Annotated in this window: 16 protein-coding genes; 8 read left to right on the top strand and 8 right to left on the bottom strand. The window is 42.4% G+C overall.

Annotation, left to right across the window (positions count from 1 at the left end; translation table 11 throughout):
- Positions 1–32: 32 nt before the first annotated feature.
- From KO473_RS11130 to KO473_RS11150, 5 genes are all read right to left on the bottom strand, one after another.
- On the bottom strand, positions 33–1,037 hold the full coding sequence (locus tag KO473_RS11130) for a metallophosphoesterase family protein (RefSeq protein ID WP_005780325.1): 1,005 nt from the start codon (positions 1,035–1,037) through the stop codon (positions 33–35).
- A gap of 24 nt (positions 1,038–1,061) precedes the next feature.
- Entirely contained in the window at positions 1,062–2,534 is a 1,473-nt protein-coding gene (locus KO473_RS11135) for a SusD/RagB family nutrient-binding outer membrane lipoprotein (RefSeq protein ID WP_005821028.1), read from the bottom strand.
- Between the two features lie 31 nt (positions 2,535–2,565).
- Positions 2,566–5,724, bottom strand: coding sequence for a SusC/RagA family TonB-linked outer membrane protein (locus KO473_RS11140; RefSeq protein WP_005821026.1), 3,159 nt, complete (start codon positions 5,722–5,724; stop codon positions 2,566–2,568).
- Positions 5,725–5,827: 103 nt separating this feature from the next.
- Positions 5,828–6,364: a hypothetical protein gene (locus KO473_RS11145; RefSeq protein WP_005780318.1), complete on the bottom strand. Its 537-nt coding sequence runs from the start codon at positions 6,362–6,364 to the stop codon at positions 5,828–5,830.
- A 69-nt stretch (positions 6,365–6,433) separates the two neighbouring features.
- The gene (locus KO473_RS11150; RefSeq protein ID WP_005821024.1) at positions 6,434–8,359 is read right to left on the bottom strand and encodes an NAD(+) synthase; all 1,926 of its coding nucleotides are present in this window, start codon (positions 8,357–8,359) and stop codon (positions 6,434–6,436) included.
- A gap of 110 nt (positions 8,360–8,469) precedes the next feature.
- Between KO473_RS11150 and KO473_RS11155 the strand changes: the two genes are divergently transcribed.
- The 5 genes from KO473_RS11155 to KO473_RS11175 all read left to right on the top strand — a co-directional run bounded on the left by KO473_RS11155 (position 8,470) and on the right by KO473_RS11175 (position 13,049).
- Positions 8,470–10,581, top strand: coding sequence for a M3 family metallopeptidase (locus tag KO473_RS11155; protein WP_005821022.1), 2,112 nt, complete (start codon positions 8,470–8,472; stop codon positions 10,579–10,581).
- A 183-nt stretch (positions 10,582–10,764) separates the two neighbouring features.
- On the top strand, positions 10,765–11,112 hold the full coding sequence (locus KO473_RS11160; protein ID WP_005780313.1) for a DUF805 domain-containing protein: 348 nt from the start codon (positions 10,765–10,767) through the stop codon (positions 11,110–11,112).
- A gap of 169 nt (positions 11,113–11,281) precedes the next feature.
- Positions 11,282–11,701, top strand: a complete 420-nt coding sequence (locus KO473_RS11165; RefSeq protein ID WP_005807446.1) for a Fur family transcriptional regulator — start codon at positions 11,282–11,284, stop codon at positions 11,699–11,701.
- A 21-nt stretch (positions 11,702–11,722) separates the two neighbouring features.
- Positions 11,723–12,280 (top strand): NADH peroxidase, encoded by a 558-nt coding sequence (locus tag KO473_RS11170; RefSeq protein WP_005780311.1) that lies wholly within the window; start codon positions 11,723–11,725, stop codon positions 12,278–12,280.
- A 133-nt stretch (positions 12,281–12,413) separates the two neighbouring features.
- On the top strand, positions 12,414–13,049 hold the full coding sequence (locus KO473_RS11175; protein ID WP_022012470.1) for a SagB/ThcOx family dehydrogenase: 636 nt from the start codon (positions 12,414–12,416) through the stop codon (positions 13,047–13,049).
- Between the two features lie 66 nt (positions 13,050–13,115).
- Here the strand turns inward: KO473_RS11175 and KO473_RS11180 are convergent, their stop codons facing one another.
- Both KO473_RS11180 and trxA read right to left on the bottom strand, forming a co-directional pair.
- Positions 13,116–13,583 carry a co-chaperone YbbN gene (locus tag KO473_RS11180; protein WP_005780298.1) on the bottom strand — a complete coding sequence of 156 codons (468 nt, stop codon included), beginning with the start codon at positions 13,581–13,583 and terminating at the stop codon, positions 13,116–13,118.
- Positions 13,580–13,891: a thioredoxin gene (gene trxA, locus KO473_RS11185; RefSeq protein ID WP_005807441.1), complete on the bottom strand. Its 312-nt coding sequence runs from the start codon at positions 13,889–13,891 to the stop codon at positions 13,580–13,582. The genes KO473_RS11180 and trxA overlap by 4 nt, the downstream gene beginning before the upstream one ends.
- A 174-nt stretch (positions 13,892–14,065) precedes the next feature.
- Between trxA and KO473_RS11190 the strand changes: the two genes are divergently transcribed.
- From KO473_RS11190 to KO473_RS11200, 3 genes are read left to right on the top strand one after another with little or no spacing between them, the layout of a single operon-like run.
- Complete coding sequence (locus KO473_RS11190; protein WP_005780295.1) at positions 14,066–14,872, top strand: UDP-2,3-diacylglucosamine diphosphatase; 807 nt, start codon at positions 14,066–14,068, stop codon at positions 14,870–14,872.
- Complete coding sequence (locus KO473_RS11195) at positions 14,869–15,993, top strand: glycosyltransferase family protein (protein WP_005780293.1); 1,125 nt, start codon at positions 14,869–14,871, stop codon at positions 15,991–15,993. The genes KO473_RS11190 and KO473_RS11195 overlap by 4 nt, the downstream gene beginning before the upstream one ends.
- Positions 15,990–16,172 (top strand): type II toxin-antitoxin system HicB family antitoxin, encoded by a 183-nt coding sequence (locus KO473_RS11200; RefSeq protein ID WP_216035112.1) that lies wholly within the window; start codon positions 15,990–15,992, stop codon positions 16,170–16,172. Before KO473_RS11195 ends, KO473_RS11200 begins: the two co-directional genes overlap by 4 nt.
- Before the next feature lie 106 nt (positions 16,173–16,278).
- Here the strand turns inward: KO473_RS11200 and KO473_RS11205 are convergent, their stop codons facing one another.
- A complete protein-coding gene (locus KO473_RS11205; RefSeq protein WP_216035117.1) occupies positions 16,279–18,441 on the bottom strand; it encodes a S46 family peptidase in 2,163 nt (720 codons plus the stop codon).
- Position 18,442 lies beyond the last annotated feature (1 nt).

An 18,442-nucleotide genomic window follows, 5' to 3' on the forward strand; every position in this document is an offset into this window, starting at 1 on the left:
AACGTTTTGTGTAAGCTGAAAAAGAAGGATCTCTATTTCTTTTTCACGAACGAGTCCGGATAGGTGCAGACATTTAGCTTTTCCGTATTTTCTTTCTCACGAAGCCAAGTGTCGAATTCCCGTTTACCTTCTTTAAGAACGATCATACGGCTGCCGGGTGTTTTGTCACCATAAGTGTTTTTACCGCCCGAAGCGCGTCCGTACCCCAAAGCGATATTGTAAAGTGTAGCGATGTAGTCGTTCACATGGTCATGACCGGCAAAAATTCCCATCACATCACCGCATTCCAGCATTTGGGTAAACATTCCGCTATTTATGTTTGGGCTGCATTCTTTCTCGTTGCGGTCGCCGTATCGTTTGGTATCAAATGACTCCCATGCCTGAGTATATTCCGGCAATGGAATATGGAGGAAAGCTAATGCGGGCAGAGGTTGTCCTCCGTTCTGCTCGGTATATTTTTGGCTTTCACGGGTATACCAGTTGATTTGTGATTGTCCGATCCAATCGTATCCTTTCACTGTTTTGAGTTTTGAGTAGGCATTCGTGTCCAGACAGTAGAGCAGTGCAGCTACTTTTTTGTTATCTGCCGAACCATAGATTGGGATAATGTGATTACCTTCTCCCTTAATACCTTCAGCGATGTTTTTTATCATACAATAAGGTTGTTGCTGGATGATACGTATAATCTCATCCCGTTTTACTGCATATTCATCATCGTGGTTACCCAAGACGGCAGTCCAGGGGAGCTGGCGAGTGGCGAGTTCGCCGGCTATGGCTTCCCATGCCTGGCTGACCTCGTCCATCGTGGTAATGTCTCCTGTGAAAACCACAAGATCCGGCTTTTCAGAGTCAAGTACTTCTTTTATCATGTCTGCTACAATCATGTTTTTTTCCTGGTCATGTCCCAGGTGCATATCGGTAAACTGTGCAATCTTGAATTCTCCGTTCTTATTGAAGTTTATTTTTTCTGGAGCCTGTTGTGCCTGTCCGCATAAGCTTGCCAGTAGCAGTGCACTGCTTAGAATTATTTTTTTCATCGTTATAACTTTTTTGAATTTGGGTTAGTCTTTTTTTTGCCACCAGGTGGTTTGATTGATTTTATCATTTCCTGTACCAAACTGCCGCATGATGGCCGCTTCTACGTTAGCTCCGTTATTGTCGTACTCACCTTGCGGATACATCCAACGTTTAGGGATCTCTGTTCCGGCAGGCCGGCGGAAGTCCGGGTAACCGGTGCGCAATTGTTCGTAGAAAGAATCCCAGTTGCCTTGATAGAAGGTTACAAGGTACTTTTGCATAATGATGCGCTCTATCTGTTCGTCTACGTTGGCAGCTTTGTCGAAGGCGACCAAAGGTTCCTGTAAGTATCGGTTGACCGCATCGGCATTGAGATAAGAGGCGTAGGCTTTGGCATGTGTTTCATAAAAGGAGAAAGAGGCACGGATACCATTCTCATAATATGTTTGCGCATTGCCATTGATCCATCCTCGTACGACAGCTTCGGCGAGAATCTGTTGCAGTTCTGCATACCCCATTAACATGGTTGGTTCTACAATAGGGTCTGTGCGGAAACGGTCATTGATAGGTGATATGGTTCCTTCACTTACTTTAATGATAGCATCACTGTAAGGAGCTGCCGGGTCACCTCCTTCGTAAGAGCTGAAATCGTCGATGGCCTTTCCTTCAGTCTTTCCTTTATTGGTTTGTGCGCTGAAGATAAAAAGCCGTGGATCCCGACGTTCACGCATTCGTTGGATAAAAGTATCATCCATGTAATAGCCGGACCATTGTGCGTTAAACTGAGGGTATCGATTCCCTTGTTGATCCAGATAAACCAGCTGCCCGTTGTCGGTCAGGCTTTCCATTAGTGGGCTGCCTGTTGCAATGGCCTTGAATTCGGAGGCAATATTAAGATTCCCCACAGTCGTATGGTTCGAAAGAGTCATCAGTACTTTCAACCGGAAAGAGTTGATCAGCTTTCTCCATTGATTGCCATTACCATTGTAAATAATATCACCATCAATTACAGAGGCGTCATTTGCCAGTATTTCATCTGCCTCTTTCAGTTCTTGAAGGATGCCCGTGAAAACATCTTCCTGAGTATCGTATTCAGGAGTATAGATCTCTTCTTTTTCTCCTTTTAAGGCTTGGCGGTAAGGAATGTCCCCAAAGCGTAAGGTCAGTTCGTAGAAGTAATAGGCACGGAAGAATTTGGTAAGCGCCGTATATACCGGAGCGTTCACACGTTCGGCTTCTTCACCCATTTTTTGTACATTTCTCAGGTTATTGTAGTAGCCAAAGCTTCCCCGTGTCCATTTGTAGTATTGGTCGGCACTTTCTCCGTCAGTCTGAATCACTTTTTTAGTAGCATACATTCCGTCGGTTCCTCTTTTGAATGCATTCATACTGATTTGTGTCAGCAAAAGTTTGGGATGGGTTTGAGTGGCGTTGTCCGGATCTATATTCATCTTTTCCAGGTTTCCGCAGGATACGCACATCCATATGGATGCCATAAATAATAATATCTTTTTCATTTTATAAATTCTTATTGGTTTCATAACATGTTTAGAATTTTATGTTGACTCCCATACCGATATAGCGTGCAGTAGGATCGTTGGCCCCTCCGTCATTGCTGTCTCCCGTATAGTCAGGATCGACGAAAGGAACTTTCTTCCATACAGCAAGATTGTTGCCGAAGATTGTGGCAGTCAGTCCTTTCACGGGACTTTGTTTTGAAAGTAATTTAGTGAAGTTGTAGGTCAGGGCTACTCGGCGCAATTTAATGTAACTACGGTCGAATACATTGGCAAACTTCGCATTCTCTTTGGATGACACATAAGCCTGATAAGGGTAATTCTGACACCATTGCTGCCAATCGACGGCTGTTGTATTACGTCTGTATGTACGGGTATCCGAGATGACATTTCCGTCAATGTCACGTTTCAGTTCACCTCCGGTTACCACTACACCGTTGGGCACATATACCGGATGTCCGGCTGCGTATTGTGCATCTCTGTATTCAACAGACTCCGGATGTTTACCACCCCACCATAACTTTTCGCTCAGTACGGAATAGATGACTCCTTTGTACGCACCATCCAGATCGACAGACAGGGTGAAGTCTTTATAACGGAACGTATTCTGCATACCCATACGGAAGTTGGGGTCCAGATGTCCCAGATATTGCTTGTAGGCGTCTTTGGTCGGCATGCCATTTTCATCGAGAATCAGTTCTCCATCAGCACTTTTTTGCCATTGTGAACCGTAGAATGCGTCGGCACGGTCGCCTACTTTCAAGTCACCGAATTTTTTTTGTCCACCATATATTTCTGTCAGCTTCTTTATGCTTTTGCTCCAGTTCAGGGCAAATTCCCATTGGAAATCTCTATTTTGGATTGCCTGTACGTTTGCCATGATTTCCCATCCGTTAGTGGTATATTGATTACCGTTCACTTTACGGCTGGTGAAACCCGAAGCATTCGATATGTTCAGGTCGATGATCTGGTTCTCGTCAATCGTGTGATAATATGTCAGGTCGAAGGAGAGACGGTTCCGGAAAAAAGAAGTTGATAAACCTGCTTCCCAAGAGGTCGTTTTCTGGGGTTTGATGTAATAGTTCACCAGAGACGAGGGATAGGAGATAGACGGGTTTGAACCATAGTTGGTATCTTTAGTGTAGGTAGATATAATCTGGTATGGAGACAAGTCGGTAGAAACGACTGCCCATGAGCCATACATTTTAAGATAATCCATGAATGTAGGTAGTTTGACATATTCAGACACCATTGTACTGATTGCTACGGAAGGATAAAAGTAAGAATTGCTGCCTTTTGCGAGAGTGGATGACCAGTCATTACGTCCCGTCAGGGTCAGGTAAGCATATTTATAAAGGTCGAGGTTGACAGAGCCATAAATACTGCGGATGGATTTCTCGTTCCGGTTGGCATCGGTAATGGATGGTCCTTGGGTGTTTTTGATACTGTATACGAAAGGAACGATCAAACCGTCGGTAGACTGGTACTCTTGACGGTAATTTCGGTAAAATACAGAGCTACCCGCATTCAGTGTAAAAAGAATATCGGGAGTAAGATCTTGTGTATAGGTAGCCAGTACATCAGCATCCACATTGGTCTGGTGGTCATTCCAGACTTTGTAGTCGCCTTCACGTGAGTCACCATAGTTCATGTAAGTTTTGGGAACTTTCATTTCCTGTAGAATTGTCTTCTGACGTAAGGCTGCGCGTCCCTGAATGTTCAGGTTGGGCAGGAGTTGATAATTGAGACGTAGCTGACCGTTCACTACATCACGGTTTTCCGACTGCTGAAGCTCTTCGGCGGCAAAATAAGGGTTGTTGTACCATGCGTAGTTATAGCTGGCCTGGCGATATCCCTCCTGTCCCGGAACATATTTATGTTTACGGAGTTCTTTACCGTTCACATCGTCTCCCATCCATACAACAATGGTGTACATATGGTTTTTAGGTCCGTATCCATAGCGTGGATAGCTTGGAGAAACCACCTTGTTATACGCCAGATTGGCGTCAAGTTGCAGGTTTTGAGCAAGATCGAAAGTGGAGTTGAAGTTGACCCCTCCGCTGTGCATTTGTGTAGAGGGTACCTGTCCTTTTTGATAAGCATACTGTCCGGTTACAAAGTAGCGTGCTTTCTCTCCTTTATAGGCGATAGAGATGTTGTTGTTGGTTACTAATCCTGTTTGCAGGAAGTCTTTCAGGTTATCATGAGATACCCAGTCGATAGGAACTCGTTCATAGCGTGATTTGTCATCATATTGAGTCCCTTTCACATCTCCCCACCAAGAAATTTCTTTCCCGGTCACTTTGTCTCGGATGGGGCTATTCCATTGGGCTACTTTGGTCCCGACGTTTAGTTTGGGACCCCATGTCATATCACCATCTGAGATACCACCGTCGGCACCGTCCCAAAATTCGTATTTGCCGTTCGAACCACTACCATATTGATGCTGTGTTTCGGGTAATACGGCAAAACCGGCAGTAATCATATTGTTGGTGGAAAAGTTGATTTCCAACCCTTCTTTCTTGGCTGTTTTGCTGGTAATTAAGATAGCTCCGTTTTTTCCGCGTGAACCATATAACGCCGAAGCTGCTGTACCTTTCAACACGTTGACACTTTCGATGTTTTCACTCGATATATCGAAAAAGTCCGTTTCTACCGGAACACCGTCTAATACAATCAAAGGAGTATTACCGCGTAATTTGAAACTTGGTGCCTGAAAAATACCGGTCGGATTGGCTACCAATAAGCCGGCTACTTGCCCGGAAAGTGCAGAACCGACATTCAGGCTGGGAGTTGCATTCAATACGTCACTATTGATTTGCTGGGTGGTGTAACCGATCTTTTTCTTTTGTTGTTTGATACCGATAGCAGTTACTACTACTTCATCTATAGCCTGTACATCGTCTGTCAGTTCAACGTTGATCATAGGATTATTGCTTTTCACTTCTTTTTCTACCGTATTGTATCCGACGAAAGAGAAAGTCAGGATATCACCTATGGAGGCCTCGAGACGGTAACGTCCGTCTATGTCGGTGACCGTACCGTTCGTTGAGTTTTTTACCATGATTGTGGCACCGATTACCGGTCCCATTTTGTCTGTTACTGTTCCTGTTACTTTGATTGTCTGTGCAAAAGCAAGTGATGTGCACAAAAACATACAACAAAGAAACAGATAAAATTTACTGTTCATAAGTTATGTACTAATTTAGTGTTTGGGCATAGCAGATGCCGGGACAAGAGATTTACCATTGTCCGAGGCTTGCTACAAGTATAAGTTTACCTATTGAAAAAGTTTAAATATCGGTTAGTTTTACGTTTTGGAAAACGGAAAGAAGGGCGGCTGCATTTTTGCGATTTTGTTGTAAAGCGTCTTCGAATGATTCGGTTTCAGAGTCGAAAGCAGAGATGGCTATTTTGAGTACATTTGTAAATTCGGCAGTTACTTGTTCCTGCCCCATTTTGTTACTTTTGAGTTCTCTGTTCAGTTGTTTTTCGATAGAACGTACGGCATTGTAGATAGTAGGTTTCCGAATGACGGTACGACGGGTAGGATCACCCGGAACTACTTCTTCCCTTACCACATAGATATTCATGAACTGGTTATAGAGATAACCGGCTTCTTGTCCGAATTTGTAATTAGTTACATTGGCCAGTGCTTCTGCCGATGGCTGTTTAATGGCAGAATAGAACTCCCATGTTGTTTTTACGACTGAGCTTACTTCCGCTTTATTCTTGTTGTCGGATTTGTCATCATCCGGCACTGAATTTGCAGCGTTCAGGGCAATACTGGATACAAATAGTACAAATGCTAAAATAAATTGTCTTTTCATAACTTTACCTCTTTTTAATATGACGTTGCAAAGGTCGCGACATCATATTAAAAAGAGGTATCGTCATTGTTACAATTCGGATACTTCTTTCAGCCATGCAGCCGAACTGGCATCGCTTGGCATACGCCAGTCACCTCTCGGACTGATGGAGACACTTCCTACCTTTGGACCATCGGGCAGACACGAACGTTTGAATTGTTGATTGAAGAACCGGCGGAAAAAGGTTTGCAGCCATTTTTTTATGGTTTCAGCATCGTATATTCCGTTGAATACGGTTTGTGCCAGAAAGTATATTTTCGACGGGCGGAAGCCGAATCGCAGAAAATAGTACAGGAAAAAGTCGTGGAGTTCATAAGGACCTACCAGATCTTCCGTTTTTTGTTTGATTTCTCCATTCTCATCTGCCGGTATCAGTTCAGGACTGATAGGAGTGTCTACAATGTCCAGCAGGGTTATTTTAGATTCCCCGTCGACTTCATTTTCAGCTACCCATTGTACAAGATGTTGTACCAGTGTCTTGGGTATGCTTGCATTGACGCCATACATCGACATGTGGTCACCGTTGTATGTGGCCCATCCCAATGCAAGTTCAGAGAGGTCACCCGTCCCGATTACTAATCCACAGATTTGGTTGGCTACATCCATCAGGATTTGCGTGCGTTCGCGCGCTTGTGAGTTTTCGTATGTTACATCATGTACGTTGAGGTCATGTCCGATGTCCTTGAAGTGCTGGATACATGCTTCCCTAATACTGATTTCGCGAATCGAAATCCCTAACGAGTTCATCAAAGCGATGGCGTTATGATAAGTGCGGTCGGTCGTTCCGAATCCCGGCATGGTTATACCTAAAATGTCTTTACGGGATAATCCCAGCTTGTCGAATGTTTTGACGCATACTAATAATGCCAGTGTAGAGTCGAGCCCTCCGGAAATTCCCACTACAGCTGTTTTGGCTCCTGTATGTACTAAGCGTTGTGCCAGTCCGGCGACCTGTATGGAGAAGATTTCTTCGCAACGATTGTTGAGTTCAGCTCCTTGTGGAACAAAAGGGTGTGGGTTGAATGTACGGGTAAGATCCAGGTCTTTACTGTTGGTATATTCCGTAGAGACTCTGATTGCTTCTTTACCTGGGCAATTGGCTTTGTTGGCAGCAAAAGTTGTATTAATACGGCGTTCGGCACGGATACATTCTACATCTATTTCGCTGATAACTAATTGCTCTTCCAGGCAGAACCGTTCACTTCGTGCAAGCAGGCCACCGTTTTCGTATATGAGTCCGTTTCCTGCAAAAACCACATCCGTCGTTGATTCGCCGAAACCACTGGATGAAAAAACATAACCGGAGAGGCACCGTGCGGATTGCTGGCTGATCAGAGAACAAAGATAGCTATGCTTGCCGATCCCTTCATCGTCGGCAGAAAGATTAAAAATGATTTCAGCCCCTTGCAGCGCCAGTGAAGAACTTGGAGGAACCGTAGACCAAAGGTCTTCGCATATTTCTATTCCAAAAGTTGTTTCTGCTGTTTCAAACAACAGGTTGTTGCCCATCGGAACAATTTGTCCACACAAACGTACGCTGGTTTCCGAGACCTGCAAAGCAGATGTAAACCAACGCTGTTCATAAAACTCTTTATAATTAGGTAGATAGGTTTTAGGTACTACTCCCAGTATTTTGCCTTTCTGGATAGCGACTGCGGCATTGATAATCGTGGAATTGACTACTACCGGCATACCCAATATAGAAATGATGTCCAACTGGCGGGTATTGTTCAGAATCTGCATTAACGCCATTTCTGCTTGTTCAAGCAGAAGTTGCTGGGCGAACAAATCTCCGCAGGTATATCCGGTAATACACATTTCGGGAAAAGTAAGGATCTGCACCCCTTTGCCTTCGGCAATGGCAATAAGACCCTCCAGTCTTTCTGAATTAAATTTGCAATCTGCAACCTTTACGCGGGGAACAGCCGCCGCAACTTTTACGAATCCGTAGTTCATTTTCTATCAGGGTTTATCATTTCTACTGGCAAAAGTAGGCATTTTAATCGAATCTTTGTATTTTTGTCAAATTTGAATTGATACATTATAATATTAAATCGCACAAAAACATGAAGAAGATGCTTATGGCTGCCGGAATGGCTGCCGTGATGACTGCTTGCGGCACAAGTGCACAGAAAGCAGCCACCGATGCCGGAAACCCTTTTCTGGCTGAGTATTCAACTCCTTTTGGTGTTCCACCGTTCGACCTGATCAAAGTAGAGCATTACAAAGAGGCTTTCCTGAAAGGGATGGAAGAGCAGAAAAAAGAAATCGATGCTATTGTAAATCAACGTTCGGTTCCGGATTTTGATAATACTATTGCTGCATTCGATCAGAGTGGAGAGTTATTAAATAAGGTGAATACAGTATTTTATGGGTTGAACAGTTGTAATACGAACGATGAAATGCAGGCCCTAAACAAAGAGCTTACCCCATTGCTTTCGGCACACCGTGATGATATTAGTCTGAACCCTGCTCTGTTTGCTCGTGTGAAAGAGGTTTATGAACGACGCGAGCAATTGGGTTTAGATAAAGAACAGAATAAATTACTGGAAGAGACTTACAAGAAATTTGTTCGTGGAGGTGCTAATCTCGATTCTGTTGACCAGGCAAAGTTGCGCCAGTTGAATAGCGAGATTTCAATGTTGCAGTTGACTTTTGGGCAGAATCTGCTGAAAGAAACCAATGCTTTCCGGTTGGTTATAGATAAGGAAGAGGACCTTGCCGGATTGCCGGAAAGTCTCGTGGCATCTGCAGCCGAAGCAGCTAAGTCAGAGGGGCTGGAAGGAGAGTGGCTTTTTACTTTACACAATCCGAGTGTGATGCCTTTTTTGCAATATGCGGATAATCGTGAGTTGCGTGAAAAGATATTTAAGGGATACATCAATCGTGGCAATAATGGTAACGAGACAGACAATAATGAAATTGTGAAGAAATTGGTTACTTTACGTCTGGAGAAAGCTAAACTGATGGGATATGCCGATTATGCTTCTTATGTTTTGGAAGACCGTATGGCGAAGAACGAGGAGAATGTGTATCGTTTACTGAATCAGATCTGGACTCCTGCAGTTGCGAAAGCTAAGGAAGAGTTAGCTGACATTCAGGCTGAAATTAAAAAAGAAGGAGCTAACTTCACCCCTGAAGGATGGGACTGGCGCTACTATTTTGAGAAAGCAAAGAAAGCAAAGTTCAGTCTGGACGAAAATGAAATACGTCCCTATCTTGAATTGAATAATGTTCGTGACGGCGCCTTCTATGTGGCTAATAAACTTTATGGTATCACTTTTTCCGAAATAAATGACATACCAAAACCGCATGAAGAAGCACAGGCTTTCGAGTGCAAAGATAAGGACGGTAGTCATCTGGGGGTGCTTTATATGGATTTCTTTCCCCGTTCAAGCAAGCGAGCAGGTGCATGGTGCGGGACTTACCGCTCTCAAACCTATCGTGACGGCAAACGTTTGGCACCGGTAGTAACAATTGTGTGCAACTTCACCAAACCCTCTTCGGGTCAGCCTGCTTTGCTCAGTGCAGATGAAGCCAGCACTTTATTCCACGAGTTTGGGCATGCATTGCACAATTTGTTTAAAGATGTACGTTTTTATGGAGTATCCGGAGTGCCGCGCGATTTTGTAGAGCTACCGTCCCAAGTTATGGAACATTGGGTATTTGAGCCGGAAGTACTGAAGGTATATGCAAAACATTACCAGACCGGTGAGGTGATTCCTTCTGCTTTGATTGAAAAACTTGATAAGAGTGGCAAGTATGGACAAGGATTTGCTACGACCGAATATCTTGCTGCTTCTTTGCTTGATATGGATTATCATGTGCTCAAAGAAATTCCCGGAGATATGGATATCGTTAAATTTGAAACAACTGTACTTAAAGAACGAGGGTTGCCGAATCAGATACCTCCCCGTTATCGTACTACTTATTTTAACCATATTATGAATAGTGGATATACGGCTGGTTATTATAGCTATATTTGGGCTGAAGTGCTTGATAGTGATGCTTTTGAAGCCTATAGGGAGACTGGAGATCTTTTTAATCAGGAAGTAGCATCCAGATTCCGTCGCTATATTCTCACTCCGGGAGGAATTGACGATGCTATGAATATGTATAAGAACTTTCGCGGAAAGGAACCGGGTATAGAACCTTTGTTACGGAACAGAGGATTGTAGATTGGCTTATACAGGGCTTTTACATTGTACTATAGGGGAAGAAACAATCTTCCCCTTTTATTTTTTGCTAAAAATAAACGCAGAAAATATAAAAAATACAAATAATAGTTATTATATTTGCAGCGGTTTATTGAAATAAACACAAAATACCAACAATTATTAACTATTAAAAGAATTAGAAAAATGAAAGAGTACATTGATGTTTTGAAGAAGTGGAAAGACTTTGACGGAAGAGCCAGAAGACGTGAATACTGGATGTTTGTCTTGTTTATGGCTATTTTCGCTATTGTTGCAGGTATTATTGATGGCATTTTAGGTACAGTTTGTGTATTTGTAGGGCTTTATTATCTGGCTATGCTCCTGCCTATGATTGCTGTTAGCGTGCGTCGTATGCACGATATCGGTAAAAGTGGATGGTGGTTGTTTATCACTTTTGTGCCGGTAATCGGTAGCCTTTGGTATCTCTTCCTGACTATCCAAGATGGACAGCCGGGCAGCAACCAATATGGTGAAAACCCCAAAGGAGTTTAATACGTACATATTATTGTCATAAGAAACGGCATGCAAAAGTCATTTTGTATGCCGTTTTTCTATTTTATCAAAAAAATATCCGTATTTTGTTTGCGAAAATAAAAGAACTCTTTATCTTTGCATCAGATTTAAAATTGTAATGAATACAATTTTGTAAAAGAGGAAGAAGATGGAATCATACAACCGATTATTAGAGCATAACATCAAACCGTCCATGCAGCGTATTGCTATCATGAACTATTTGATGGAACATAGGACACATCCGTCGGCTGATGAAATATACACTGCATTATCTCCCTCTATGCCAACACTTTCGAAGACAACGGTTTATAATACTCTTAGACTGTTTTCGGAACAGGGAGCGGCACAAATGCTTACTATCGACGAACGGAATACCAATTTTGACGGAGATACTTCACAACACGCTCATTTTTTGTGTAAACGTTGTGGACGTATTTATGATTTGAAGTGCCAGGTTGAAATGAAACAAATAGAAGGACTTCAAATGAATGGACATGAAGTAAGTGAAATGCATTACTATTATAAAGGTATTTGTAAGAATTGTTTAAATGATATACGTATTGACTAATTAATTTAAAATTAAGACGAAATGAAAAAGTTTAGATGTACTGTCTGCGGTTATGTTTATGAAGGTGACGCAGCTCCTGAGAAATGTCCTTTGTGTAAAGCTCCTGCAAGCAAATTCGTAGAAGTTGTTGAAGAAGAAGGTGGTGCACTCACTTTTGTTGACGAGCACGTAATCGGTGTGGCTAAGGGTTGTGACGAAGAAATGATCAAAGACTTGAACAATCACTTCATGGGCGAATGTACTGAAGTTGGTATGTATCTGGCTATGAGCCGTCAGGCTGACCGTGAAGGCTATCCTGAAGTAGCTGAGGCTTTCAAACGTTACGCTTGGGAAGAAGCTGAGCATGCTTCTAAGTTTGCCGAACTGCTGGGAGATTGCGTATGGGATACTAAGACAAACCTTGAAAAGAGAATGAATGCTGAAGCCGGTGCTTGCGAAGATAAAAAGCGCATTGCTACACGTGCTAAAGCTTTGAATTTGGATGCTATCCATGATACAGTGCACGAAATGTGTAAAGACGAAGCTCGTCACGGTAAAGGTTTTGAAGGACTTTATAACCGTTATTTCGGTAAGAAATAAATCATATAGATGATTATAGAAAAAGGCTTGTATCTATACGGATACAGGCCTTTTTTGTTAAACTTTCTTTTGAAATGGGGCCGTTAACTGATGATTTTTTTATATTTGTATTTCACTTAAAAGAAAAAGGATTATGAAAAAACTACAGTCTTTAGTGTGTTTTCTTCTTTTGTCAATGACAATTTATGCTGCCGATCAGGTGATTCAGCTGCCCAAGCCCAATATAAATCGTAGCGGACAGTTAATGAAAGCGTTATCCGAGCGCCATTCTGTCCGTGAATATGCTTCCCAAGCTCTGAGCAACACCGATTTATCCGACCTGTTGTGGGCCGCCAATGGGATTAGTCGTCCGGCAGAGGGCAAGCGCACTGCTCCGTCGGCCATGAATCGTCAAGATGTTGATATCTACGTAGTCCTTCCGCAAGGTACTTATTTGTATGATGCTAAAGGACATAAGCTTAACTTGATTTCTGAGGGCGATTATCGTTCGGCAGTTGCAGGGGGACAGGCTTTTGTCAATAGTGCTCCGCTATCATTGGTACTGGTCAGTGATTTATCAAAATTGGGAGATGTGAAAAATAATCGCACTCAAATGACAGGAGCTATGGATGTAGGGATTGTTTCTCAGAATATTTCATTATTTTGTTCCGCAGCGCGACTGGCTACGGTTCCACGCGCAACAATGGATACAACCCGGCTCAGAAGTGCCTTGAAATTGAAAGATGGTCAGATTCCGATGATGAATCATCCGGTTGGATACTTTAAGTAATTGATAAAAGGGTATGGTTTGCCAAAGACGGCACCATACCCTTTTATCATGTTTTTTATTAAAACTTTATTTCTGTTTCAGCAAAAATTCGTCTATTGCTTTTTTATAAGTGGCTTTATCTGCTGCTCCACGGAACAATTGAGGTTCGCCTTCCATGGGAATAAATACAAAAAGAGGAATGCTTGTTGCATTGAACAGGGCAGCCAATTCTTTTTCTTTATCTACATTCACTTTATATATCACGATCTTCCCGTCATACTCTTTAGCGAGCGATTTCATGATAGGGGCTGTCATGCGGCAAGGACCACACCAATCGGCATATAAGTCGATGATAGCTGGTTTATCACCTTTGTATTTCCACTCTTTTGAGTTTTGGTAATCAAACACATCGTTGATAAACATCTCTTTATTCATCACAATGACTTCACCGCTTTTTGCTTCCTTTTTGTTTTGATTTGTCTTGGCTCCATCGTTTACAGCAAACATAATGGTGCTGATCATGGCCAAAGCTACTAATGATAATACTTTCTTCATTCTTTGTCTTTTATTGTGTATTGTTCAATAACTCCTTTCAGTTCGCTACCTTGGATCATACCGGAATGTCTCCAGACTGCTTCTCCCGTTTTGAAAAGGATGAAAGTAGGCACTGCCTGGATTCTGTATTTTACCGCCAAGTCCTCATGGGTATCCACATCTATTTTTACAATGCGGGCTTTTTCTCCTATCTGTTGTTTCAAATCTTCAAGAATCGGTTTCATTGCTTTGCAAGGTCCACACCATTCTGCAAAAAAATCTACTAAAACGGGACTTTGTGACTGTATCAAATCTTCGAATTTTTCCATAATTTTTTCCTTTCTTTTGATAAATATAAGCCCTCGTTTAGACAGGGCAAATATAGCTATTTGTTTTATTATAATAACAGAGAAACCCCGATTTTGTTCATCATATAGTAACCTTGCATTCATCCTCCTGTAATCTGGAAACAGGATCTTTGCGTAACGAAAAAACAAAAAGTTATGCATTTACGCACGTATTATCCCACAGTAGTTCTTTCGGATATTCATCTGGGAACACAGCATTCCAAAACAGAAGAGGTTACTCACTTTTTGAAATCGATTAATTGTGACCGCCTGATCCTGAATGGTGATATCATCGACGGATGGCATTTACAGAAAAGCGGTTTGGGCAAATGGAAAGCTAAACATACGGACTTCTTTAAAGTGATTATGAAAATGATGGAGAATTTCGGAACACAGGTGATTTATGTTCGTGGCAATCATGATGACTTTCTGGATAATCTGGCACCTTTGAACTTTTATAATGTCCAAATTGTGAAAGACTGCATCTATGAGAGTCATGGCAAACGTTATTATGTGACCCATGGAGATATTTTCGATACAGTGACCACCCAAATGAAGTGGTTGGCGAAACTGGGAGACACTGGATATACTTTTCTGTTGTGGTTGAATAAAGTTTATAACGCCCGCAGAATGAAGCAGGGTAAGCCTTATTATTCTCTTTCTCAATCTATCAAGAATAAAGTGAAGACCGCTGTTTCTTATATTTCTGATTTTGAAAAAGAGCTTGTAGGACTGGCAAAAGTTAAAAGGTGTGATGGGGTGATATGCGGGCATATTCATCACCCTGCCAATACTTATTGTGATGGTATTCATTATCTTAATTCGGGTGACTGGGTAGAAACACTTTCAGCTTTGACAGAAGATGAAGAAGGAAACTGGACTATCCGTTATTTTGATAGTGAACTATTGAAAGAAAATAATAACAAAGAGAAAAAAACTACACCAATAACTAAAGCATCATGAAATTTTTGTTTATCGTTCAAGGAGAGGGGAGGGGACATTTTACCCAAGCCATTACTCTGGAAGATATGTTGTTGCGTAATGGACACGAAGTAGTGGAAGTACTTGTCGGGAAAAGTTCATCACGTACTTTACCCGGTTTCTTTAACCGGAGTATTCAGGCACCCGTAAAGCGCTTCACCAGTCCGAATTTTTTGCCTACCACTGAAAATAAGCGGGCTAATCTGAAAAAGAGTTTTGTTTATAACCTGATACGTACACCGGAATACTTTCGCAGCATGTGTTATATCGATCAGCGTATTAAGGAAACAGGGGCGGAAGTCGTGATCAACTTCTACGAACTTCTGACCGGACTTACCTACGCACTCTTCCGTCCCTCTGTTCCTTATGTCTGCGTCGGGCATCAATATCTGTTCTTGCATAAAAACTTTGAGTTTCCACGGAAATCTATGATCCAACTTTCCATACTTCGCTTTTTTACACGTTTGACGAGTCTGCGTGCCAATAGGCGGTTAGCGCTTTCTTTCCATAAGATGAATCCGGACCGGGCAGAAGGTATAACCGTCGTTCCTCCTCTGCTTCGTAGGGAAGTGACTGCCATCCAACCGGAACAAGGCAATTATATTCACGGATATATGGTTAATTCCGGTTTTGCAGATAGTGTAGAAGCCTTTCATGTCTTACATCCTGAAGTACCTATGCATTTTTTCTGGGATAAACAGGATGTTGACGAGGTAATCAAGGTAGATGCTACCCTAAGTTTCCATCAGATTGATGATGTGAAATTCCTCAACCGAATGGCCGGTTGCAGAGCATATGCCAGTACGGCCGGTTTTGAATCTATTTGTGAGGCAATGTATTTGGGAAAACCTGTACTGATGGTACCTGCCCATATCGAACAGGATTGCAATGCCTATGATGCTTACCGGTCCGGTGCCGGAATTATTGGCGAATCTTTTGATTTGGAGTCGTTGCTACGTTTTGCCGGGACGTATGTTCCCAACAAAGAGTTTATTCGTTGGGCCCGTAGTAGTGAGCGGCAGATTATAGGAGAACTCGAACGACTTATCGACCAGCAGTCGGTCATTACTGTACCTACATTAACTAATTATTTTCCGATATGAAATTGAATAAAACTGATTATGTGCTTGAACGTACATCCGATGGAGGTTATTATGCCTGGCTTACTGTAAGTATGCAGTGTAATGCGTATGGTGATTCACCTGAAGAAGCGGTAATAAATCTGGAACAAACCATAGAAGATATGGTTGAAGAGATGTATTTGGTAGAAGATTTTGTCTGAAGCTATCAGGTAATCAGTGGGAGTGAAGAATTTTATTGAAAAATACTTCCATTGATATTTTAAAGAAAGAGAGTACACTTTAAGTGAAGTGCACTCTCTTTTTATATTATTCCACAATATCGAGTTCTTTGATGATATGTGAAGCACCTGCATATTTATCAATAATAAATAGAGTATAGCGGATGTCAACCACTGCTGCACGTTGTGAAGAAGGACGGAAAGCAATATCTCCTGTCAAACCTTCATAATTACGGTCGAATCCGGTACCAATCAGTTGACCTTTTCCATTGAATACCGGACTTCCGGAGTTTCCTCCTGTGTTGTCTGTATTGACAATGAAACATACTGGCATTTCTCCGTTTTTCATAGCGTAGCGTCCGAAGTCTTTCGCCTGATATAGTTGTTTCAGTTTGGTGGGTACTACAAACTCCCAATTGCCAGGATCTTCTTTCTGCATCACACCTTTCAGAGTCGTATAGTAGTTGTATACTGTTCCGTCAGCAGGTTCGTACGGCAATATCTGACCATAAGTCAATCTGAGAGTCGAGTTTGCATCCGGATAGATAGGTGTGCCGGCGGCCTGGCGCATGTCCATCATGCCTTTCACCCATACTTTGTGGGCGGCATCATAGTTTTTATTGGCATCTTTCATTGCGAGAGCTGTTTGCAGCAATCCGTCTGTGATGGAGTATTTGAAGAGAACCATCCAGTCCTTATCGAGCTTGTTCAGGGTAGGACGAGCGATAAACTTGTCGAAGTTTTCTTTCGACCCGAAGATTGAATACTTGAAGCAAGCATCGATAAAGGCATTCTTGTCTCCTTTGAAACGGCTGTTTATTACTTTGAAAATACCGATCTGTTGATCTTCCGGAATATATCCGGCATAGGTTTCGAGCATTTTTTTGCCTACGATTTGTTCTACTTTCGGGAAAGGGACAGATGCAAAATATTTATCTGCTGCAATTTTCAGTTTATCGGTTTCTTCTTTAATTTTTGAAGCATTTTTACTTTCAAGCGCTTTTTTCAATCCGTCGGTTGAAGGGATTTTCATAAAATCAAGTGCAGTTACCAATGCTTCGTTAATAGCCTGTTGATGATACATCGCATCATGGCGGTGAGCTACAATCGAACGTATTTCGTCGAAGGCCTTCTGGTAAGAATCATCTTTCTTCTCACGTCCCATTGCCAATAACTGTTCTTGTTGCTTTTCTTTGGTATCCAACACTTTCAGGCGAACAAGCCCTTCGTTCATGCCAATGGCATTTTTCCAGTAATTAGCTGAAGAGGCATATTTGCTTGCGTAATGTATGCGCACCGCAGGATCTTTCAGCATTTGTTCCATCAGTACAGCTTGTCTTGCTTCGCGTACATGATGGCGCATGAAGTTAGTGGTTTGCATCCGTTCTTTTACTTCGTCGGCAATCATGTAGCGCCAGTTACGTCCGGGAAATCCCATAACGAAGGTGAAGTCACCCTCTTTTACTCCTGCCAAACTAATTGTCAGGTGTTTTTTTACTTGTAGGGGCACGTTGTCTTTAGAATATTCTGCCGGCTGGCCACTTGGGTCTGCGTAAATGCGGAATAAAGAGAAGTCTCCTGTGTGACGCGGCCACATCCAGTTATCTGTGTCAGCTCCGAATTTGCCAATAGAGGAGGGAGGAGCACCTACCATGCGGATGTCACTGTAGACGGTCTTTACAAACAGATAGTACTTGTTACCGCCATAAAACGGTTTCAGTTCCAGGCGTGTTGCCGGTGTGATTTGGATTTTTTCCGCCTTTGCGAAACGGTCGGCAACCGTTGCCAGATATTTGGGAGACAAATAATTGACTCCGTTAGGATCATCATCTTTTTTGAGCTGTTCATTTACATAGTCCGTTACGTCGAGAATACGGTCGATAAAGGTTACTGTCAGTCCTTTGCATGGTAACTCTTCGTTTCGGCTCATTGCCCAGAATCCGTCTGTCAGATAGTCATGATCTACACTGCTGTGTTGCTGGATCGCCCCATATCCGCAATGGTGGTTGGTCAGTACCAATCCTTCCGCTGAGATAATTTCACCGGTACATCCGCCTCCAAAATGCACAACAGCATCTTTTAAAGCTATTCCGTCCGGATTGTAAACCTCTTCAATGGGGATTTGTAATCCAAGGTCCATCATGGCAGCTTCATTCTGCGCTTTCAGGTCAGTAAGCATCCACATTCCTTCGTCGGCACTGATGGTCAGTGCCATCAGTGCGAACGTAGTAGATAATAATTGCTTTTTCATC

This window comes from Bacteroides sp. HF-4919, from assembly GCF_018860125.1.